General features: G+C 71.3%; 19 protein-coding genes. 13 read left to right on the plus strand and 6 right to left on the minus strand.

Annotated elements, in window-relative coordinates:
- Positions 1-27: 27 nt before the first annotated feature.
- Complete coding sequence (locus CP978_RS21930; protein WP_052454234.1) at positions 28-453, plus strand: VOC family protein; 426 nt, start codon at positions 28-30, stop codon at positions 451-453.
- Positions 450-1,040: a GNAT family N-acetyltransferase gene (locus tag CP978_RS21935; RefSeq protein WP_043443577.1), complete on the plus strand. Its 591-nt coding sequence runs from the start codon at positions 450-452 to the stop codon at positions 1,038-1,040. The genes CP978_RS21930 and CP978_RS21935 overlap by 4 nt, the downstream gene beginning before the upstream one ends.
- A 34-nt stretch (positions 1,041-1,074) precedes the next feature.
- On the opposite strand, the gene CP978_RS21940 is transcribed toward CP978_RS21935, so the two are convergent.
- Genes CP978_RS21940 through CP978_RS21960 form a run of 5 tightly spaced genes read right to left on the minus strand, consistent with a single transcriptional unit; the run spans position 1,075 to position 6,952 of the window.
- Positions 1,075-2,064, minus strand: a complete 990-nt coding sequence (locus CP978_RS21940; protein ID WP_043443578.1) for an oligopeptide/dipeptide ABC transporter ATP-binding protein — start codon at positions 2,062-2,064, stop codon at positions 1,075-1,077.
- On the minus strand, positions 2,061-3,059 hold the full coding sequence (locus CP978_RS21945) for an ABC transporter ATP-binding protein (RefSeq protein WP_043443580.1): 999 nt from the start codon (positions 3,057-3,059) through the stop codon (positions 2,061-2,063). Before CP978_RS21945 ends, CP978_RS21940 begins: the two co-directional genes overlap by 4 nt.
- A complete protein-coding gene (locus tag CP978_RS21950; protein WP_043443582.1) occupies positions 3,056-3,979 on the minus strand; it encodes an ABC transporter permease in 924 nt (307 codons plus the stop codon). Before CP978_RS21950 ends, CP978_RS21945 begins: the two co-directional genes overlap by 4 nt.
- Entirely contained in the window at positions 3,976-5,043 is a 1,068-nt protein-coding gene (locus CP978_RS21955) for an ABC transporter permease (protein WP_043443583.1), read from the minus strand. The genes CP978_RS21950 and CP978_RS21955 overlap by 4 nt, the downstream gene beginning before the upstream one ends.
- A gap of 46 nt (positions 5,044-5,089) precedes the next feature.
- Positions 5,090-6,952, minus strand: a complete 1,863-nt coding sequence (locus tag CP978_RS21960) for an ABC transporter substrate-binding protein (RefSeq protein WP_043443585.1) — start codon at positions 6,950-6,952, stop codon at positions 5,090-5,092.
- A gap of 404 nt (positions 6,953-7,356) precedes the next feature.
- Between CP978_RS21960 and CP978_RS21965 the strand changes: the two genes are divergently transcribed.
- From CP978_RS21965 to CP978_RS21985, 5 genes are read left to right on the plus strand one after another with little or no spacing between them, the layout of a single operon-like run.
- The gene (locus CP978_RS21965) at positions 7,357-8,982 is read left to right on the plus strand and encodes a peptide ABC transporter substrate-binding protein (RefSeq protein WP_043443587.1); all 1,626 of its coding nucleotides are present in this window, start codon (positions 7,357-7,359) and stop codon (positions 8,980-8,982) included.
- Between the two features lie 33 nt (positions 8,983-9,015).
- Positions 9,016-9,939, plus strand: a complete 924-nt coding sequence (locus CP978_RS21970) for an ABC transporter permease (protein ID WP_043443589.1) — start codon at positions 9,016-9,018, stop codon at positions 9,937-9,939.
- Positions 9,932-10,894, plus strand: coding sequence for an ABC transporter permease (locus CP978_RS21975; protein ID WP_043443591.1), 963 nt, complete (start codon positions 9,932-9,934; stop codon positions 10,892-10,894). Before CP978_RS21970 ends, CP978_RS21975 begins: the two co-directional genes overlap by 8 nt.
- Positions 10,895-10,899: 5 nt before the next feature.
- Positions 10,900-11,904: an ABC transporter ATP-binding protein gene (locus tag CP978_RS21980; RefSeq protein WP_043443593.1), complete on the plus strand. Its 1,005-nt coding sequence runs from the start codon at positions 10,900-10,902 to the stop codon at positions 11,902-11,904.
- Positions 11,891-12,946, plus strand: a complete 1,056-nt coding sequence (locus CP978_RS21985; protein WP_043443594.1) for an ABC transporter ATP-binding protein — start codon at positions 11,891-11,893, stop codon at positions 12,944-12,946. Before CP978_RS21980 ends, CP978_RS21985 begins: the two co-directional genes overlap by 14 nt.
- 173 nt (positions 12,947-13,119) lie before the next feature.
- Here CP978_RS21985 and CP978_RS21990 read toward each other — a convergent pair whose 3' ends face one another.
- On the minus strand, positions 13,120-15,282 hold the full coding sequence (locus CP978_RS21990) for a S9 family peptidase (RefSeq protein ID WP_043443597.1): 2,163 nt from the start codon (positions 15,280-15,282) through the stop codon (positions 13,120-13,122).
- Between the two features lie 216 nt (positions 15,283-15,498).
- On the opposite strand from CP978_RS21990, the gene CP978_RS21995 reads away from it, so the two are divergent.
- From CP978_RS21995 to CP978_RS22020, 6 genes are all read left to right on the plus strand, one after another.
- Complete coding sequence (locus CP978_RS21995; RefSeq protein ID WP_043443599.1) at positions 15,499-15,693, plus strand: hypothetical protein; 195 nt, start codon at positions 15,499-15,501, stop codon at positions 15,691-15,693.
- 160 nt (positions 15,694-15,853) lie between these two features.
- The gene (gene mshB / locus CP978_RS22000) at positions 15,854-16,765 is read left to right on the plus strand and encodes an N-acetyl-1-D-myo-inositol-2-amino-2-deoxy-alpha-D-glucopyranoside deacetylase (protein ID WP_043443602.1); all 912 of its coding nucleotides are present in this window, start codon (positions 15,854-15,856) and stop codon (positions 16,763-16,765) included.
- On the plus strand, positions 16,762-17,169 hold the full coding sequence (locus CP978_RS22005) for a DUF6113 family protein (protein WP_043443604.1): 408 nt from the start codon (positions 16,762-16,764) through the stop codon (positions 17,167-17,169). The genes mshB and CP978_RS22005 overlap by 4 nt, the downstream gene beginning before the upstream one ends.
- 236 nt (positions 17,170-17,405) lie before the next feature.
- Complete coding sequence (locus CP978_RS22010; protein WP_150478278.1) at positions 17,406-19,505, plus strand: hypothetical protein; 2,100 nt, start codon at positions 17,406-17,408, stop codon at positions 19,503-19,505.
- Between the two features lie 144 nt (positions 19,506-19,649).
- Positions 19,650-20,573: an ABC transporter ATP-binding protein gene (locus CP978_RS22015; protein ID WP_150478279.1), complete on the plus strand. Its 924-nt coding sequence runs from the start codon at positions 19,650-19,652 to the stop codon at positions 20,571-20,573.
- On the plus strand, positions 20,570-21,310 hold the full coding sequence (locus CP978_RS22020; RefSeq protein ID WP_150478280.1) for an ABC transporter permease: 741 nt from the start codon (positions 20,570-20,572) through the stop codon (positions 21,308-21,310). Before CP978_RS22015 ends, CP978_RS22020 begins: the two co-directional genes overlap by 4 nt.
- The last annotated feature ends 1 nt before the right edge of the window (position 21,311 follow it).

Consider the following 21,311-nt stretch of genomic DNA (forward strand, 5'->3'; position numbering starts at 1 on the left):
GAGGAGAACGGGGAGGGGAGCGACCCGGTGACACTGCATCACATCGAGCTCTGGGTGGCCGACCTGGAGTGCGCCCGCGCCTGCTGGGGCTGGCTCCTCGGCAGGCTCGGCTGGACTCCGTACCAGGACTGGCCGGACGGGGTGAGCTGGCGCTCCGGCGACACCTATCTGGTGATCGAGCGTTCCCCGGCCCTGCGCGGCGACCGGCACGACCGGCTCCGTCCCGGCCTCAATCACCTGGCGTTCGACGTCCCCACCCGGCGCGAGCTGGACACCCTGGTCAGCGAGGCGCCCGGGCACGGCTGGACCCTGATGTTCGCGGACCGCCACCCCTACGCCGGTGGCCCGCACCACTACGCCGCCTACCTGGAGAACCCGGACGGCTTCGAGGTGGAGCTCGTGGCGCGCCCCGAACCCCCATGCATCCCTACGGCACCCGAGGAACGCCCATGACGCGGACGGTGGCGGAGAGCGCCCTGCCGTACACGGAACTCCACGGCTTCGGTCTGCGTCTGCGGGCCTGGCGCGAGGACGATGTGCCCGCCCTGCTGAAGGGCGTCAACGACCCCGAGACGCGGCGCTGGTCCCCGCTCCGGTCCGCACCCTTGGACGAGGCCGGAGCACGGGCCCTCATGGACCGGCGCGCCGGGCTTCTGGACGAGGGACTGCTCGCCCCGTACTGCGTCACCGACGCCGCCACGGGCGAGGTGCTCGGCAGCGTGGAGCTCCACCGGATAGAGCGCCCCATGGGCCACGCCGGGGTCGGGTACTGGCTGCTGCCCGAGGCGCGCGGCCGGGGCACGGTCACCCGGGCGGTGGAACTGTGCGTCCGCTGGGGATTCGAACAGCTCGGGCTGCACCGGATCGACCTGGGGCACGCGGTGCCCAACACGGCCTCCTGCCGGGTCGCCGACCGCTGCGGCTTCGGGTACGAGGGCGTGCTGCGCGGCTTCCTGCCCGCCCCGGACGAGCCGGGCACGTACCACGACACCCACCTCCACGCACGCCTCGCGACGGACCCATACCCGGACATCGCCTGAGCGCACGGGCGGCCCCGCCCCGGGGCGCCCCGCCTCAGCCGGCCACCCGTGCCCGTGCCCAGTGGCAGGCCACCTGGGGGTCGGTGTCCGCGGTGAGGATCTCGGGGTCCTGGGTGCGGCAGGCGTCGGCGACGCCCGCCCGTTCGGCCTCGCCGCTCGCCAGGATCGGGCAGCGGGGGTGGAAGCGGCAGCCGGGGGAGACGCGGGAGGGGTCCGGGGGCTCGCCCGTCAGGATCACGGGCTCGCCCGGTGCCTCCGGCAGGACCGACAACAGGGCCTGGGTGTACGGGTGCCGAGGGGCCGTCAGCACCTGCTCGACCGCGCCGGTCTCCACGATCCGGCCCAGATACATCACCGCGACCCGGTCGGCGATGTTCCACGCCAGTCCCAGATCGTGCGTCACGACCAGTGCGGACAGGCCCAGTTCGGTGCGCAGCCGCAGCAGCAGCGCCAGGATCTCGCCGCGCACCGAGGCGTCCAGCGAGGCCACCGGCTCGTCGGCGACGATGAGTTCGGGTTCCAGGACCAGCGCGCCCGCGATCACCACCCGCTGGCGCTGCCCCCCGGACAACTCGTGCGGGTAGCGCAGGAAGAACCGCTCGGGCGGCCGGAGTCCCGCCTTGGAGAGGGCCTCGGCGACCGCCGTCCGCTCGTCCCCGGTGTACCGGTGGATCCGCAGTCCCTCGGCCACCGCGTCGTACACCGTGTGCCGGGGGTTCAGCGAGCCGCTGGGATCCTGGAGCACCAGCTGGACGCGTCGGCGATAGGCCTTCAGGGCCCGCGAGGTGTAGTCCAGGGGGCTGCCGCCGAAGGCGACCTGGCCCGCGGTCGGCCGCTCCAGGCCCAGCAGGGCCCGGGCCAGGGTGGTCTTGCCGCAGCCCGACTCGCCGACCAGGGCCACGATCTCCCCGGCCCGGATGCCGAGTTCCACACCGTCCACGGCCCGGGCCGGGGGGCCGCCGTGCCGGCCGGGGAAGGTCACCTTCAGCCTCTCGGCGCTGAGCAGGGTCGGTGCCGCCGTCATGGGGTGCTCCTCGCGTCCTCGGTCGCGGCGGCCGGGCCGGGCACCGTCGGCTCCATGTGCACACAGGCCGCGCGCCGCCCCGGGCCGGCGTGGCGCAGCAGCTGGTCCTGGTCGGCGCAGCTCTCCAGGGCCACCGGACAGCGCGGATGGAAGGCGCACCCGGAGGGCAGCGCGGACGGGTCGGGGGGATCCCCCGCAAGGCCCCGCGGGGCGAACCGGGAGACCGGGTCGCCGATGCGCGGGAACGCCGCCGACAGGGCCTTGCCGTAGGGGTGCCGGGCGTCCTCGTGGACCTGCCGGGCAGGGCCCTCCTCGACCACCCGGCCCGCGTACATCACCGCCAGCCGGTCGCAGGTCTCGGCGAGGACCGCCAGATCGTGACTGATCATGATCAGGCCCAGCTCCTGCTCGGCGACCAGCCGGCCGATCAGCCGCAGGATCTGCGCCTGGATCATCACGTCCAGCGCGGTGGTCGGTTCATCGGCGATGATCAGCTGGGGGTCGCAGGCCAGCGCCATGGCGATCATGACGCGCTGGCGCTGGCCCCCGGAGAGCTCATGCGGGTACGCCGTCGCCCGCGCGGCCGGCAGCCCCACCTGCTCCAGCAGTTCACCGGTCTTCCGCCGCGCCCCGGCGGCGGTCGCCCGGTGGTGCAGCAGGATCGGCTCGGCGATCTGGTCGCCGATGCGGTGCACGGCGTTCAGGGAGTGCATCGCCCCCTGGAAGACGATCGAGGCGCCCGCCCAGCGGACCGCCCGGACCCGCCCCCAGCGCATCGTCAGCATGTCCTCGCCGTTCAGCAGGATCTGCCCGCCGATCCGGGTGCCGGCGGGCAGCAGCCGGAGCAGCGCGAGCGCCAGGGTGGACTTCCCGCAGCCCGACTCGCCGGCGATGCCCAGTTTCCGGCCCGCCTCCAGCGAGAGGTCGACGCCACGGACCGCGGTGGCCCCGCCCGCATAGGTCACTTCCAGGTCCCGGACTTCCAGGAGTGTCAACGGGCCACCCCCAGCCTCGGGTTGAGCACGGATTCCACGGCGCGCCCGCAGAGTGTGAAGGACAGCGCGACGACGGCGATCGCGATGCCCGGCGGGACCAGATACCACCAGTCGCCGGAGCTGACCGCGCCCGCCTCACGGGCGTCCTGGAGCAGACCGCCCCAGGAGACGACATTCGGGTCGCCCATCCCGAGGAAGGCCAGCGTCGCCTCGGAGAGGATGGAGGAGGAGATCATCAGGGTCGTCTGCGCCAGCACCAGCGGCATCACATTGGGCAGCACATGCCGCAGCATGATGTGCCCGTGGCCGCCGCCCAGCGCCCGGGCCCGCTCGATATAGGGCCGCGACTCCACCGCCAGGGTCTGCGCGCGCACCAGCCGGGCCGTGGTCGGCCAGGTCGTCACGCCGATCGCCAGGACGATGGTGCTGAGCGAGCGGGACATCACGGTGGCGAGCGCGACGGCGAGGACCAGCGTCGGCATCACCAGGAACCAGTCGGTGATCCGCATCAGCACGGTGGCGTACGCGCCGCGGAAGTGCCCCGCGGTGATCCCGACCAGCGCGCCGATCGCCACCGACAGCACGGCCGCGAGCAGCCCGACCAGCAGGGAGACCCGCGAGCCCCACACCAGCAGGCCCAGCAGATCGCGCCCGAACCGGTCGGTGCCGAGCGGGAACGCGCCGCTGGGGCTCTCCAGTGGCCGGCCCGGGGCGTCGGTCACCCCGGTCACGTCGGAGCCGACGGTCAGCGGCGCGGTCAGTGCCAGCAGAGCGAAGAGGGTGAGCGCGGCCAGGCCCAGAAGCCCGGCGCGACGGGTGCGGTACTGCCTCCAGAACCGCAGGGCGGAGTGACGCCGGCGTCGCCATGCCATGGCCCGCGGACCGGCCTTCGCCACCGGGGATGTCGTCTCGGTCGTCATCGGCCCACCCGGGGGTCGAGCAGCGGATAGATCAGATCGGCCAGGGTGTTCATCACGATCACCGTGGCGGCGAAGACGAAGAACAGGCCCTGGACCAGGGGGAGATCGGGCACGCTCAGCGCCTGGTAGAAGAGTCCGCCGAGGCCCGGCCAGGAGAACACGGTCTCGACCAGGATCACCCCGGCGACGGTCCGGCCGAGATTGACGAAGATCAGCGTCACGGTCGGCAGCAGCGCGTTCGGCACGGCGTGCCGGCGCCGGACCAGATCGTCCCTGAGGCCCTTGGCGCGCGCGGTGGTCAGATAGTCGCCGCCCATCTCGTCCAGCAGCGCCGAGCGGGTGACCAGCAGGGTCTGCCCGTACTCGATCGCGACCAGGGTGACCACCGGCAGTACGAGGTGATGGGCGACGTCGACGGCGTAGGCGAATCCCTCCCGGCCGCCCGACTCCATGCCTCCGGTGGGGAACAGGCCCGGGATCGGGCCGGTGCCCACCGCGAACACGATGATCAGCAACAGGCCCAGCCAGAAGGACGGGAGGGAGTAGAGGGTCAGCGCCAGACCGGTGTTCAGCCGGTCGCCGAGCCGCCCGTGCCGCCAGGCGGAGCGGGTGCCGAGGAAGATGCCGAGGGCCGTGTAGAGGACGAAGGCGGTGCCGGTGAGCACCAGGGTGTTCGGCAGCGCTTCGGTGATCTTGTCGACCACGGGTGCCCGGAACTGGTACGAGGTGCCGAGGTCTCCGGTGAGCGCCTTCTGGCAGTAGTCGGTGAACTGCTCCCACAGCGGCAGATCGAGTCCGAACTCCCGCCGGTACGCCGCCAGTTGTTCCGCCGAGACCTGGCGGCCGCCGGTCATGTACTTCACCGGGTCGCCGGGGATCAGCCGGAAGAGGAAGAAGCTGGTGACCAGGACGGCGAGCAGGGAGACGGCGGCGCCGCCCGCCTTGCCCGCCGCATAGCGCAGATAGGCGGTCCGGGAGCCGGACCGTGCCCCGCGGGCCGGCCCCCGTGCGGGGACCGGCCCTTCGGCCTTGTCGATCGGTGCGGAGGCCGCGTCAGCGGTCATGGAGGTCCGCCTGCCGCCGGGTCCGTGCCAGGGACGGGGTCATCGGCTACTCACGATCCTCGGCGCCCGCGCGGCGGCGCATCCCGAGGAACACCCCGGCGGCCACCAGGACCACCACCCCCGCGACGATGCCGACGACGATCCCGGTGGACGAGGAACCGCCCGAGGAACCGGCGGACTTCGCCGGGACGGCGGACCACCAGCCCCAGTAGCCGTCCTGGCCGTAGATGTTGCCCGCCTTCTCCGGCATGGTGGTCAGCGAGGCGATCTGGTCCGTGCGGTAGGCCTCGACCGCGTTCGGGTACGCCATGACGTTCATGTACCCGAGGTCGTACAGCCGTGACTCCATCTGCTTGACCAGATCCGCCCGCTTGCCCGGGTCGTACTCGGCCAACTGCCGGGCGTACAGCTCGTCGTACGTCTTGTCGCAGATGAAGTTGTCGGTGCCGCCGGTGTCCTTCGGGGTCGCCGGGAGCTCGGCGCAGGTGTGGAGGGAGAGCACGGACTCGGGGTCGGGGCTGACCGACCAGCCGTCGAAGGCGAGGTCGTACTTCCCCGCGAGCCATGGGTCGGTCACGTTGTCCAGGCAGTCGAGCCGGACCCCGATGCCGAGCTTGCCCCACCATTCCTTCAGATACTGGCCGACCGCCTTGTCGTTGGGGTCGGTGGCGTGGCACAGCACCCGGTAGTCCAGCGGCTTGCCGTCCTTGCCGGTGCGCTTGCCGTCGGCGTTCTTCCGGTAGCCCGCCTGGTCGAGGAGCCGGGCGGCCTTCGCCGGGTCGTACGCCAGCTCCTGGTCCGCCGACGGCTGCCAGAAGTAGGACGAGTAGCGCGGCGGTATATAGCCCTGGCCCTCCGCCGCATGGCCCTGGAAGACCTTGTCCACGACGGCCCCCCGGTCCACCGCCATGAACAGTGCGTGCCGCACCCGTTCGTCCCGCAGCGAGGGGTCGCCGTCACCGAACTTCTTGCCGTTCCTGGCTCGGGCGCCCGGGTTCACGGCCAGGGCGTAGAAGCGGCGTCCTGGGCCCTCGTTGACATGGATGTTCTTCTCGCCCTTGAGCGAGGCGGCCTGGGCCGGTGTCAGGGAGGGCGAGCCGGCCACGAAGGAGACCTCGCCCTTGCGCAGGGCGGCGACCGCCGCGTCCTGGTCCTTGTAGTACCGGAAGACCAGCTCGTCGAACTTGGGCGCGCCCCGCCAGAAGCTCTTGTTGGGCTTCAGCCGCACATAGCTGTCGGGCTTGTAGTCGGTGAGGACGAACGGTCCGTTCCCGACGATCGGGAAGGTGCTGTCGTTGTTGAACTTCGAGAGGTCGGTGACCTTCTCCCAGATGTGCTTGGGCACGATCGGCACATCGAGCGCGGTCATCGTGGCCTGCGGCTTCTTCAGCCGGATCACGAGCTTGGTGGGGTCGGGCGCGCTCACCTGATCGAAGTTGGTGACGAAGCTGCCGTTGGCGGTGGCCGCCGCCTCGTCCGTCATCATCCTGCCGAACGTCCAGGCGGCGTCGGCCGCGGTGACCTGCTCACCGTCGGACCACTTGGAGTCGGAGCGGATCGTGTACGTCCAGGTCAGCTTGTCCGGCGACGACTCCCACTTGGTGGCCAGGGCCGGTATGACATGGCCGTCCTTGGGGTCGTAGTTGGTCAGGTACTCGTACATCAGCCGGTTGATGCTCGTGCTGAGCAGCCGTACCGCCAGGAAGGGGCTCAGCGAGTCCACGCTCTGGGCGACCGCCACGGTGAGGACCGTGCCGTCCTCCTTGGCCTCGGCCTGCTGGGGAGCGGGGGTGAGAGTGGCGGCGAGGGCTGCCGTGAGCGTCAGGACGGCGGCCATGAGGCGCCGGGTACGGGGTCGGTGACTGTGCGGGCGGGAGCGCCCCGGGCCGTGCTGGTCTTGCGTGCTCATCGATGGTGACCTCGCGTCATCACTCGCACGGGAACGGCTTGTCGGACTGCTGGGACGGGCGGAACCGGGTGACGCCGGTTGGGTGAGGGTGTGTCTATCAGCGGCACTCTGCGCGCGTCAACGGCGCATGAACCCCATGTGGCCTGCGGAAATAACCAGTTGATAAGAACGGATCGGTCATTGGTTCAGACCTCTGACGCATCCCAGGTGGAGGGCTGGCGGTGTCCGTGTGCCGTGCGGCTGTCGAGAGGGGGCTGCCCGGTCGCCGGTCCGTCCGGGTGCCGTCCGTACGGGTGGGGTGTGGAGGGGGCGCGTGAATGATGAGATCACTTCAGGGTGATATGGGCGGATAGTGGATCAGCACTCCGGCACCGGCGGCCCGGAGCACCCCGAGGAGGCACCTCATGCGTGGAGCCAGGCTGGCGAGATCGGCGGCCGGCGCCGCCGCGGTCCTGGCTCTCGCGGCGGCCGGCTGCGGGGGAGGCGGCGGCAGCGGCACCGCCCCCGGGGTGCTCAGCGCCTCCTGGGGCGACCCGCAGAACCCGCTGGAGCCCTCCAACACCAACGAGGTGCAGGGCGGCAAGGTCCTCGACATGATCTTCCGCGGGCTGAAGCGCTACAACCCCCGGACCGGCGCGGCCGAGAACATGCTCGCGGAGCGGATCGCGACCTCGGACGCGCGGACCTTCACCGTCACCGTCAAGGCCGGCTGGAGGTTCAGCAACGGGGAGCCGGTCACCGCCCGGTCCTTCGTCGACGCCTGGAACTACGGCGCCGGCCTGAAGAACAACCAGAAGAACGCGTACTTCTTCGGCTACATCGAGGGGTACGACAAGGTGCACCCGGCCTCCGGCACCCAGAGCGCCGACACCCTCTCCGGGCTCAAGGTGACCGGCCCCCGCACCTTCACCGTCCGGCTCGGCCAGAAGTTCTCCTCGTTCCCCGACACCCTGGGCTATGCGGCCTTCGCCCCGTTGCCCAGGGCGTTCTTCGACGACCACGCCGCCTGGCTGAAGAGGCCGGTCGGCAACGGCCCCTACCGGATCGAGTCGTACACCCGGGGCTCGGAGATGTCCCTGCGGAAGTGGGACGGCTATCCGGGCCCGGACAAGGCGCGGAACAAGGGGGTGGACCTGAGGGTCTACACCGACAGCAACACCGCCTACACCGATCTGCTGGCGGGGAACGTCGATCTGGTCGACGATGTGCCCGCCACCCAGCTGAGGAACGTCAAGGCCGATCTGGGCGACCGGTACATCAACACCCCGGCCGGGATCATCCAGACCATCGCCTTCCCGTTCTACGACCGCCGGTGGAGCAAGCCGGGGATGGAGAAGGTCCGCACCGGACTGTCCATGGCGATCGACCGGGAGCAGATCACCAGGACGCTCTTCCACCGGACCCGCACACCCGCCACCGACTGGACCTCCCCGGTGCTCGGCGAGGCCGGGGGCTTCTCCGAGGGGCTGTGCGGCGCGCCCTGCGCCTACCACCCGGGCGAGGCCAGAAAGCTGGTCGCGGAGGGCGGCGGACTGCCCGGCGGCCAGGTCAAGATCGCGTACAACGCGGACACCGGCTCCCACAAGGAGTGGGTGGACGCCGTGTGTAACTCCATCAACAACGCCCTGCGCAACGACAAGGCCTGTGTCGGCAACCCGGTCGGCACCTTCGCCGACTTCCGCAACGAGATCGGCCGGCACAAGATGCAGGGACCGTTCCGCGCGGGCTGGCAGATGGACTACCCGCTGATCCAGAACTTCCTCCAGCCGCTCTACTACACGGGCGCCTCCTCCAACGACGGCAGATGGTCCGACAAGAGGTTCGACCGGCTCGTCGACCGGGCCAACGCGGAGAGCGACCGGCCCACGGCCGTACGTCTGTTCCGGCAGGCCGAGGAGGTCCTGCGGGACACCATGGCGGCCATCCCGCTCTGGTACCAGAACGGCAGCGCCGGCTATGCGCAGCGACTGACCCATGTGGCGCTCAACCCGTTCAGCGTCCCCGTCTACAACGAGATCAGGGTCGGCTGAGCCCCACGGCTGCCCGCTATCCCCGGAGGCCCCATGGGACGGTATGTCGTCCGGCGTCTGCTGCAGATGATCCCGGTCTTCGTCGGCGCCACCCTGCTGATCTTCCTCATGGTGAACGTCATGGGCGACCCGGTCGCGGGCCTGTGCGGCGAGAAGCAGTGCGACCCCGCCACGGCGGCCCAGCTGCGCCGGGAGTTCGGCCTCGACAGGCCCGTCTGGCAGCAGTACCTGACCTATATGGGCCATGTCTTCACCGGGGACTTCGGCACCGCTTTCACAGGGCAGCCGGTCACCGAACTGATGGGCACGGCCTTCCCGGTCACCCTCCGGCTCACCATCGTGGCGATCCTCTTCGAGGTCGTCATCGGGATCGCCTGCGGAGTGGTCACCGGGATGCGCCGCGGGCGGCCCGTCGACACCACGGTCCTGCTGCTCACCCTCGTGGTGATCTCGGTGCCCACCTTCGTCACCGGTCTGCTGCTCCAACTGCTGCTCGGCGTCCGCTGGGGCTGGGTCCGGCCGTCGGTCTCCCCGAACGCCGCCCTCGGCGAGCTGATCGTCCCCGGACTGGTCCTCGCCTCCGTCTCCCTCGCCTATGTCACCCGGCTGACCAGGACCTCCATCGCCGAGAACCGGCGGTCCGACTATGTCCGCACGGCCGTCGCCAAAGGGCTGCCGCGCCACCGGGTGATCACCCGTCATCTGCTGCGCAACTCGCTGATCCCCGTCGTCACCTTCATCGGCACCGACATCGGTGCCCTGATGGGCGGGGCGATCGTCACCGAGCGGATCTTCAACATCCATGGCGTGGGCTATCAGCTCTACCAGGGGATCCTGCGGCAGAACACCCAGACGGTCGTCGGCTTCGTGACCGTCCTCGTCCTGGTCTTCCTGATCGCCAACCTGCTCGTCGACCTGCTGTACGCCGTACTCGACCCGAGGATCCGCTATGCCTGAGCAGCCGCAGGAGCAGCAGCGCGAGGGTGCCGTCGCGGGGACCGGGATGGGCGGCGCCATGGATCTCGCCGCGGGCGAGGCGACCAGCCTGGAGAGGGCGCCCGGCGGACGCGCCCGCAGTCTGTGGTCCGACGCCCGGTGCGATCTGTGCCGCAACCCCGTCTTCCTGCTCTCCGCGCTGGTGATCCTCTTCCTGGTGGTGATCTCCGTCCGGCCGTCCCTGATCGCCTCCGGGAACCCGCTCACCTGCGATCTGGCGCAGTCCCAGGCGGGTCCCGGACCCGGGCACCCGTTCGGATACGACGGCCAGGGCTGCGATGTGTACACCCGGACCGTCTACGGCGCCCGGGCGTCGGTCGTGGTCGGCGTCTGCGCCACGCTCGGCGTCGCCCTCCTCGGCTCGGTCCTGGGCGGGCTCGCCGGGTACTTCGGCGGCGGCTGGGACGCGCTGCTGTCCCGGGCCACCGACATCTTCTTCGCCATCCCGGTCGTCCTCGGCGGTCTGGTGCTGCTCTCCGTGGTGACCAGCAACAGCGTCTGGCCGGTCATCGGATTCATGGTGCTGCTGGGCTGGCCGCAGCTCTCCCGTATCGCCCGCGGCTCGGTGATCACCGCCAAGCAGCACGACTACGTCCAGGCCGCCCGCGCCCTGGGCGCCTCCCACTCCCGCATTCTGCTGCGGCACATCGCGCCCAATGCGATCGCCCCGGTGATCGTCGTGGCGACCATCGCCCTGGGCACCTATATCGCGCTGGAGGCCACCCTGTCCTACCTCGGCGTCGGACTGAAGCCGCCCAGCGTGTCCTGGGGCATCGACATCTCCGCCGCCTCCCCCTACATCCGCAACGCCCCGCACGCGCTGCTGTGGCCCTCGGGCGCCCTCGCCGTCACCGTGCTCGCGTTCATCATGCTCGGCGACGCGGTGCGCGACGCCCTCGACCCCAAGCTGAGGTGACGGGCGTGCTGCTCGAAGTGCGCGACCTGCATGTGGAGTTCCGGACCCGGGACGGGATCACCCGGGCCGTCGACGGGGCCGGCTACGCCGTGGACGCGGGCGAGACGCTCGCCGTGCTCGGCGAGTCCGGCTCCGGAAAGTCCGTCACCGCGCAGGCCGTCATGGGGATCCTGGACTGCCCGCCCGGCAGGATCACCGGCGGCCAGGTCCTCTTCCAGGGGCAGGACCTGCTCACGCTGAAGGAGGAACAGCGGCGCAGGATCCGCGGCGCCCGGATGGCCATGATCTTCCAGGACGCGCTGTCCGCCCTCAACCCCGTGCTCACCGTGGGCGAGCAGCTCGGCGAGATGTTCGTGGTGCACCGCGGCATGTCCCGCAAGGACGCCCGCGCCAGGGCCGTCGAGCTGATGGACCGGGTACGGATCCCGGCCGCCGCCCAGCGCGTGCGGGACCACCCCCATCAGTTCTCCGGCGGTATGCGCCAGCGCATCATGATCGCCATGGCGCTGGCCCTGGAGCCGGACCTGATCATCGCCGACGAGCCCACCACCGCTCTCGACGTCACCGTCCAGGCCCAGGTGATGGACCTGCTCGCCGAGTTGCAGCGCGAGTACCGCATGGGCCTGATCCTGATCACCCATGACCTCGGGGTGGTCGCGGACGTCGCCGACCGGATCGCCGTGATGTACGCGGGCCGGATCGTCGAGTCCGCCCCCGTCCACGACCTCTACAAGGCACCCGCCCACCCGTACACCAGGGCGCTGCTGGACTCCATCCCGCGCCTGGACCAGAAGGGCCGGGAACTCCATGCCATCAAGGGGCTGCCGCCGAACCTGATGAACATCCCGCCCGGCTGCGCCTTCCACCCCCGCTGCCCCATGGCCCGGGACGTGTGCCGCACCGATGTGCCGCCCCTCCACGAGGTCATCGACGACCGGGCGGGCGGCCCGCCGGGCGGGCGAGCGAGCGCCTGCCACTTCTGGAGGGAGTGCCTGCATGACAGAACCTGAGCCGATTCTCCAGGTCAGCGGGCTGGTCAAGCACTACCCGCTCACCCGGGGGATTCTTTTCAAGAAGCAGATCGGCGCGGTCAGGGCGGTCGACGGCGTCGACTTCGTCCTGGGCCGCGGAGAGACCCTCGGCATCGTCGGGGAGTCCGGCTGCGGCAAGTCGACACTCGCCCGGCTGCTGGTCCATCTGGAGACGCCGACGGCCGGGACGATCCGCTACCGGGGCGAGGACATCACCCGGCTGTCCGGACGCGCCCTCAAGGCCGTGCGGCGCAACATCCAGATGGTGTTCCAGGACCCCTACACCTCGCTCAACCCCCGGATGACCGTGGGCGACATCATCGGGGAGCCGTACGAGATCCATCCCGAGGCCGCGCCCAAGGGAGACCGGCGCCGGCGGGTGCGGGAACTGCTGGACGTGGTGGGGCTCGACCCCGACTTCATCAACCGCTATCCGCACCAGTTCTCCGGCGGCCAGCGCCAGCGCATCGGCATCGCCCGGGGTCTCGCGCTGCGCCCGGAGATCATCGTCGCCGACGAGCCGGTCTCCGCGCTCGATGTCTCCGTGCAGGCCCAGGTGATCAATCTGCTGGCCGGGCTCCAGGCCGAGTTCGGTCTGTCGTACGTCTTCATCGCGCACGATCTCTCGATCGTGCGGCACATCTCCGACCGGATCGGGGTGATGTACCTCGGGCGGATCGTGGAGACCGGCAGGGACGCGGAGATCTACGAGCATCCGACGCACCCCTACACCCAGGCCCTGCTGTCGGCCGTCCCGGTGCCCGATCCGGAGGCGCGCGGACGCCGGGAACGGATCATTCTCAGCGGTGATGTGCCGTCCCCGGCGGACATCCCCTCCGGCTGCCGCTTCCGCACCCGCTGCTGGAAGGCCAGGGAGCGGTGCGCCCTTCAGATGCCGCCGCTCGCCGTCCCCGAGGGGTTCCGTCCCGGGACGGGGCCGGCCGCGCACCCCTCGGCGTGCTTCTTCGCGGAGGAGAAGCAGGTGGTGCCGCCCGAGGAGCCCGCTCCATCCGTTCGGTGACGGTTGGTGCGGGAATATCGTTTACGTCCGGGAAATCCGGCCGACGCGGTGGTGACACACCGGGGCGGCACGGTGAGGGGTGTACGTCCGTGCGGGGTGCCGTGAACGGGCCGGGCGCGCACAGCGTGGCGCCCGGCCCGTCCTTCACGCCCGGTTCTCCCGGCCCGTTCCGCTCAGCCGCGGCCCTCCCGGTCCGTGTCCTCCCGGTCCAGGCGCAGGGCCCGTCGCAGGAAGTCCCGCTGGAGCAGCAGCAGATTCTCCGCGACCGCCTCCTGCGGGGTCATATGGGTCACCCCGGACAGCGGCAGCACCTCATGGGGGCGGCCCGCGGCCAGCAGGGCGGAGGACAGCCGCAGGGAGTGGGCCACCACCACATTGTCGTCCGCCAGCCCATGGATGATCATCATCGGGCGGGCCGGCTCCGCGGCGTCCACCAGGCCCGCGTCGTCGATCAGGGAGTTGCGGCGGTACACCTCGGGCTGTCGCTCCGGGTCGCCCAGATAGCGCTCCTGGTAGTGGGTGTCGTACAGCCGCAGATCGGTCACCGGGGCACCGACCACGGCCGCATGGAAGACATCCGGGCGGCGCAGTGCCGCGAGCGCCGCCAGATAGCCGCCGAAGGACCAGCCGCGGATCGCCACCCGGTCCAGATCGAGCGGGAAGTCGCCGGCCAGGGAGTGCAGGGCGTCGACCTGGTCCTGGAGCACCACCGCCGCGATGTCGTCCTTCACCGCCTGCTCCCAGGCGGGGGAGCGGCCCGGGGTGCCCCGGCCGTCCGCGACGATCACCGCGAAGCCCTGATCGGCGAACCACTGCGAGGTCAGATACGGGTTGTGCGCGGCCATCACGCGCTGCCCGTGCGGGCCACCATAGGGGTCCATCAGGACGGGGAGGGGGGTGTCACCGGAGTAGTCCGTAGGCATAAGCACGGCGCATGGGATCCGGCGTGCGCCCCCTTGTGTGAGCCTGACGCGCGGGGACAGAGCGGGACGTTCCGCATAAGACGCCACGGTCGCCAGGACCTTGCCCTCGCGCAGCACCTGTGCCTGGGCGCCCGGGCGGCCGAGCACCGAGGAGACGAGCACGGTCAGGCCCCCGGCGCGCACCGCCGAGTGCACACCCGGTTCTTGCGACACGCGCTCGACACCGAGTTCATTGACACGATAGACATGGACCTCGCCGATCTCGGGGTCCGTGGCCGTCTCCCCGGCCGAGGCGGCCACCAGCACATCGCCGTCCGAGACGTCGAGCACCGCCCGCACCTGCAACTGGGCGCCGGTCAGCGGCCGTTCGCCCACCGCGAGCACCCGCGCGCCACCCTCGTCGGAGATCCGCACCAGCTGTCCCGAGGGGCTCCAACAGGGCACTCCGGGGAAAAGTTCCAGCCAATTTGGATCTTCTTCCGCGTGCACCATCCGGGTCTCCCCGGTGTCCGGGTTGACGGCCAGGAACAGCTGGCCGCGCTGGTCCCGCGACTGCACCAGAATCAGTGGTGCACCCGCCGCTGACCAGTGCACACGTGCCAGATAGGGGTACCCGGACCGGTCCCAGGCGACCTCCGTGCGCGCCCCGTCGAGGCCCAGGACGAACAGGCGCACCTCGGCGTTGTCGGTGCCCGCCGCGGGGTAGGCGACCTGGCGCGGTTCCCGTGCCGGACGGGCCGGATCGGAGATCCACCACCGCCGTACCGGCGTGTCGTCCACGCGCGCCACGAGCAAGCGGTCGGACTCCGGTGACCACCAGAAACCTCGCGAACGCGACATCTCCTCGGCCGCGATGAACTCGGCCAGCCCATAGGAGACCGTACCCTGCCCGTCCGTGGGCTCCGGCTCCGCCAGTGCCCGGTCGCCCTCGCCGTCGGTGCCCACCACGCGCAGGGCGCCCCGGGCGACGTAGGCCACATGCCGTCCGTCGGGGGACGGACGGGGGTCGATCACCGGTCCGGACACGGGCAGTTCACGGGTCGTCCCGGCTCGCAGTTCCGCTGTGAAAAGCCGTCCTGACAAGGCAAAAGAGGCCAACTCCACGGCGCTGTCGGTGGCGTAGCCGACGATGCCGGCACCGCCCTCACGACTGCGTTCCCGGCGGGCGAGTTCCTCGGGCGGCAACTGTTCGTCGGAGCCCCCGAGAAGGGCGCGCGGGTCGGCCACCGGGCGTTCCGTGCCGTCCGCCGGATCGAGGACCCACAGCTGATGGGAGCGGTCCGTGCCGGACGAGGAGCGCAGGAACGCGACACGGGAACCGTCGGGCGAGGCGCTGAACAAACGCGGCGCGCCGAGCGTGAATCGCTGCGTCCGCGCGTGCTGTCGGGGGAAGGAAGCAGACTCGGTCGTCATGCCCCGACCATATTGGCCATGCGCCCCCTTGTGCGGCCGTGCGCCGACGGATGCGCACGTACGGATAGTTATGATCACTAGCGCACAGTGGGTATGAACCCGCTGGCATTCAGGTGGATTTATCTGCGTGCGACGGTACGCGGAGAGATCCGCCTGGATTCCATGCCCCCTAGTCCGACCCCCGCGCCCCTGTGGAACTTTTGGAGGTGAGCCGCCGTGGCACTCTCGATTTCGGCGGTGGTGCTGCTGGCGATCGTCGTCATCCTTCTCATCAAGAAGTCAGGCCTGAAGGCCGTGCATGCCATCGTGTGCATGCTGCTCGGCTTCTATCTCGCCTCCTCGACCGTCGCCCCGACGATCAGCGACCTGACGACGAACATCGCGGGGATGATCGGAAGCATCAAGTTCTGACCCGCGGTACATCCGTGGGCCCCGGTGTGTGTGACCGGGGCCCGCTCCCGGCGCTCCGTCGCCCCCGGGAGGCGTTTCCCGCGATGTCGGCGCCCCGAGGGCCGGTGAGACGGCCGACGGGGGCCCGAAGGGCCGGCAGGGGCTCTCGTAGGCTGGTGCCATGACGGATCTGCCCGACCGGCGTCTGCTCCTGGTGCACGCGCACCCGGACGACGAGTCGATCAACAACGGCGCGACCATGGCCAGATATGCGGCCGAGGGTGCCAGGGTGACGCTGGTGACCTGCACGCTCGGTGAGGAGGGCGAGGTCATCCCGCCCGCCCTCGCGCATCTCGCGCCCGACCGCGACGACGTGCTGGGCCCCCATCGGGCCGGCGAACTGGCCGCCGCCATGGCGGAGCTCGGCGTCATCGACCACCGCTTCCTCGGCGGCCCCGGCCGCTACCGCGACTCCGGGATGATGGACGCCCCGCAGAACCGCCGCCCTGAGGCCTTCTGGTCCGCGGACCTCGACGAGGCCGCCGGCCATCTGGTGGCGGTCGTCCGGGAGGTGCGCCCCCAGGTCCTCGTCACCTACGACCCCGACGGCGGCTACGGCCATCCCGATCACATCCAGGCCCACCGGGTCGCCGTGCGCGCCGCCGAACTGGCCGGGGACCCCGGCTTCCGGCCCGAGCTCGGCGGGCCCTGGGAGATCGCCAAGATCTACTGGAACCGGATGCCGCGCCCGGTCGCCGAGGCCGCCTTCGCCCGTCTCGGCGAGGAACTCGGGGGAACGCCCTTCACCGAGGCGGCGAGCGTCGAGGACGTCCCCGGGGTGGTCGACGAGGCGCTGGTCACCACGGAGATCGACGGGGCCGGGTTCGCTGCCGCGAAGGTCGCGGCGATGGCGGCGCACCGCACCCAGATCGAGGTCGCGGAGCCCTGGTTCGCGCTCTCCAACGCCCTGGCCCAGCCGCTGTTCACCACCGAGTACTACACATTGGTGCGCGGCGGCACGACGGTTCCTCCGGTCGGGGACCGGAGCGCCTCGGACCGTGAGACGGACCTGTTCCAGGGAGTGGCCCCATGACGTTCACCGGCAAGCAGCAGAACATGTACGCGCCGCCGCCGGCCATGCCCTCGGCCGGACGGATCGCCGCCTGTGCGGGCCTGTTCGTGCTCGGCGCGGTGGTCGGTGTCGCGGGCGGGCTGGTGCAGTCCGGCTGGTTCCCGGGCGGGTTGCTCCTCGCGCTGGCGGGCGCCGCCGGGCTCTTCGTCGGGGGCGCGCACGCCCTGGCAGGCCGTGCGGGGGCCGTCGCGCCTGCAATCGGTTGGATGATCGCCGTCGTGCTGCTCACCACCAGCCGCCCGGAGGGGGACTTCCTGTTCGCCGCGGGGCTCGGTTCGTATCTCTTCCTGCTCGGCGGGATGGCCGTCGCTGTGATCTGTGCCACCCTTTGCCGGGGGCGGCGACCGGGCGGGCCGGTGGTCTGACCCCGTCGGTGATGTACCGGTTCGCCGTACGGGTCAGGGGATGTCCTCCCCGGAAAAGCCGCTGCACACAGGGCTGTCGCGGGCGGTTTTACCCGGCGGGCGCGTCGCAGGGTCACGAGTGGCCAGTATGGTGGTGCGCGCCGCCGCGCCTCCCCCATGGTCTCGACGTCGTTCGAGAGGGGGACCCCACCTGTTGAGGTCGAAACAGGCGGTGGAGCCAACCGGGAGAACCTGCCTTGAGTCGTGAAACTGACAGTTCGTCCGCCGGAGCCAACGGGCGTGGAGGAGCCGCGTACCCGTCCGGGACGCCACCGTACGGGACCCCCATGGCCTCCGAGGACGGCGTCGACGGAGGCCCTTCGGCCACGCCGTCCGAGGACCGCAAGACCGAGACCACACTGACGACCCGAATCCGGATCAACATCCCCGGATCCCGGCCCATTCCGCCGGTCGTCGTGCGCACGCCCGTCGCCGACGCCGAGGGTGCCGAAGACGCCGGGAGCACCGACGACGCCGAGCCCACCCGGCCCGCGAGCACCGTCAGCGCGCTCAGCACCCTCGACAGCCCCCCGGAGCAGCCCTCCGCGCCGGCCGAGGAGAAGACCAGCGACTGGTTCGCGCCCCGCAAGTCCGCGAACAAGAACCCCCAGGGCGGCGCTCCGGCCAACGGCGCCGGGCTGCCCGGTGGTTCCGGCGCACCGGGACTGCCGAGCGGCACCTCGGGCGCGCCGGGTGTCCCCGGCGCACGACCCGGCGGCGGCCCCGGCGGCGCGAGCCCGTTCGGCGCGCGCCCCGGTGGAACGGGTGGCGCGGGGCTTCCGGGCGCCGCAGCCGCGGGATCGGTCGCGCCGGGGCACGGCGGCGGCACCGGCTCCTTCGACGTGTCCGACGCGGTGGCGGCCAGCACCGCCTCGCTGCCGATCATCGGCGGCGAGAGCGACAAGCCCCGCCCGGACGATCTGGCGTTCTTCTCCGACCCGGAGCCGGGTCCCACCGGCCCCACCGGTGGCCCCGTCACCGGTGACGGACCGGTCGTCCCCGCCCCGGGCCCCACGCCCGGCGGCCCCGGCCGCAACGTCCCCGGCACGGGCCCCGGAGGACCGGGCGGGCCCGGAGCCGCCGGCCGACGGCGTCCCGGCGCCGGGCTCAGCGACGACACCGCGGTCCTCACCCCGCAGAAGCAGGCCCCGGGATCGGGCGTCCACGGCTTCGGCGGCCCCGGCGACGACGCCCTGAGCAAGACGGCCCCCACCGGTATGCCGGCCGTCCCGCAGGGCGCCCGGATCGGCTCGTTCACGGACCCCAACCCTCTCGGAGCGGGGGCGCACCCGGCCCCGAGGCCGCCCGCGCCCGCGCAGAACTCCGCCGGCGCGAAGCCCGCCAAGAAGAAGGGCCGCAACAAGCTGGTCCTGCTGGTCGGAGCCGTGGTCGTGGTCGCCGGTGTCGCCTACGGCGCCGGGCTGCTGATGAACCACTCCGATGTGCCGAAGGGCACCAGCGTGCTCGGCGTCGACATCGGCGGCAGCACCCGCGACGAGGCGGTCCAGAAGCTGGACGCCGCGCTGGGCAGCCGCACGGGCAAGCCGCTCCAGCTGAAGGTCGAGGGCAAGTCGGTCACCCTCAAGCCGGAGCAGGCGGGCCTCCAGCTCGACAGCAGGGCCACGGTCTCGGCCGCCGCGGAGAGCGACTACAACCCGGTGTCGGTGATCGGCTCCCTGTTCGGTCAGGAGCGCGTCGTCAGCCCCGTGATACCGGTCGACCAGGAGAAGCTGCAGGCCGCCCTGGCGGGCATGGCCGGCGGTGCCGGATCGATGACCGAGGGCACCATCAAGTTCGAGTCCGGCAAGGCCGTCGCCGTGTACGGCAAGCCGGGCAAGGGCATCGACGCCGCCGGTTCCACCGCCGCCGTCCAGGAGGCGTACCGCACCCAGGTGGAGACCGGTGTCTCGGCGCCCGTCACGGTGCCCACCACCACCCGGCAGCCCACGGTGACCGACGCCGAGGTCGACCGGATGATGAAGACGTTCGCCGAGCCGGCGATGTCCGGCAAGGTGACCGTCATGACGGACGCGGCGCACTCGGTGCCGCTCAGCCCGGAGAACTCCCTGTGGAGGTTCATCGGCGTCAAGGCCATCGACGGCAGGCTGGTCGAGACCTACGACAAGGCGGCCCTGCAGGAGCTGTACGGCCACGCCTTCGACGACGTCCTGATCACCCGTGGCACCGGGCAGAAGACGGCGGTCACGGTGGAGGACGTGATCGGCGCCCTGCGGCCGGCCCTGCTCGGCAAGACCGCGGCGGCCCGCGTCGGCACCATCGAGACGGACCCCAGCTAGTCCGTCCGCCGCGCGTGCACCGCGCGCCCGTACGACGTCCGTCCCCCGTACCCCTGCCGTGGGTGCGGGGGATGACATCTGTCATGCCGAAGGCGCGACGGGCGACACTGCCCCCGGGGCGCCCGGCGCGCCGACGATGGGGGCATGACGACGACAGCTGCGGCCGCCGGACCGGTGGCCGCGTTCGACCAGGTGATCAAGGCCTACGGTGACGTCCGGGCCGTGGACGGACTGACCCTCGCACTGCACCCCGGCGAGACGGTGGCCCTGCTCGGCCCCAACGGAGCGGGCAAGTCCACCACGCTCGACCTGCTCCTCGGGCTCAGGAATCCGGACCGAGGCTCGGTACGGGTGTTCGGGACCGGCCCGCGTGAGGCCATCGTCGCCGGGCGGGTGGGCGCCATGTTGCAGAGCGGCGGCCTGATGGACGAGGTCACGGTCGCGGAACTGGTCGGGCTCGGCTGCGCCCTGCACCCCCGGCCGTACCCGGTCGCCGACGTGCTGGCCCGCGCGGGCATCTCGAAGATCGCCGGCCGCAAGGTCGACAAGCTCTCCGGCGGCCAGGCCCAGCGGGTCCGCTTCGCGCTGGCCACCGCGGGAGCCAACGATCTGATCGTGCTCGACGAGCCGACCACCGGCATGGACGTCTCCGCCCGCCGGGCCTTCTGGTCCACCATGCGCGAGCAGGCCGACCAGGGACGTACGGTCCTGTTCGCCACGCACTACCTCGAAGAGGCCGACGCGATCGCGGACCGCGTGCTCGTCCTGCACCGCGGCCGGCTCCTGGCCGACGGCACCGCCGCCGAGATCAAGGCGAAGGCCGGCGCCCGCCGGGTCTCCTTCGAGCTGGAGGGCCCGATCGACGAGGCCCCGCTACGCGCCCTGCCCTGTCTGAGCGCGATCGACATCTCCGGGCAGACCGTCCGCATCCGCTCCACCGACGCCGACACCACCGTCCACGCCCTGTACGGCATCGGCGTCCGCCCCCGTAACCTCGAGGTCGCCGGGCTCGGGCTCGAGCAGGCTTTCGTCGCCCTCACCGAGGCCGAGGAGGCCAGGCAGTCATGAACGCCCTCATCACGCTGGAACTCACCCGCGCCCTGCGCAACCGCAAGTTCCTGTTCTTCTCGGTGATCTACCCCTCGGTCCTGTTCCTGCTCATCGCGGGCCAGGCCGACGGCACCACCGAGATCGACGGCACGGGCCTGACCCTGCCGACCTACATGATGGTCTCCATGGCCTCCTTCGGCGCCCTGACCGCTGTGCTGATGGGCAACAGCGAGCGCATCGCCAAGGAGCGCGAGAGCGGCTGGGTGCGGCAGCTGCGGCTGACCACGCTGCCGGGACGCGGCTATGTCCTCGCCAAGACCGCCGGCGCCGCCGTGGTGAGCCTGCCGTCCATCCTGATCGTCTTCGTGGTGGCAGCGGCCGTCAAGCAGGTCCGTCTGGAGAGCTGGCAGTGGCTCGCCCTCACCGGCGCGATCTGGGCGGGCAGCCTGGTCTTCGCCGCGCTCGGCGTGGCCATCGGCTATCTCGCCAGCGGTGACGCGGTCCGCCCCGTCACGATGATCACCTACTTCGGGCTGTCGATGCTGGGCGGCCTGTGGATGCCGGCGACCACCTTCCCGCGCTGGCTCCAGCGCATCGCCGAATGGCTGCCCACCCACGCGTACGCTGCACTGGGGCAGGCCATCGAACAGAGCCGGGCGCCGCACGCACGGGACATCGCGATCCTGGTCGTCTCCTTCGCCCTCTTCGCGGGCGGCGCGGCCTGGCTGTACCGGAAGGACACCCTGAAGGCGTGAA

This window comes from Streptomyces nodosus, from assembly GCF_008704995.1.
Taxonomy (GTDB): Bacteria; Actinomycetota; Actinomycetes; order Streptomycetales; family Streptomycetaceae; genus Streptomyces; species Streptomyces nodosus.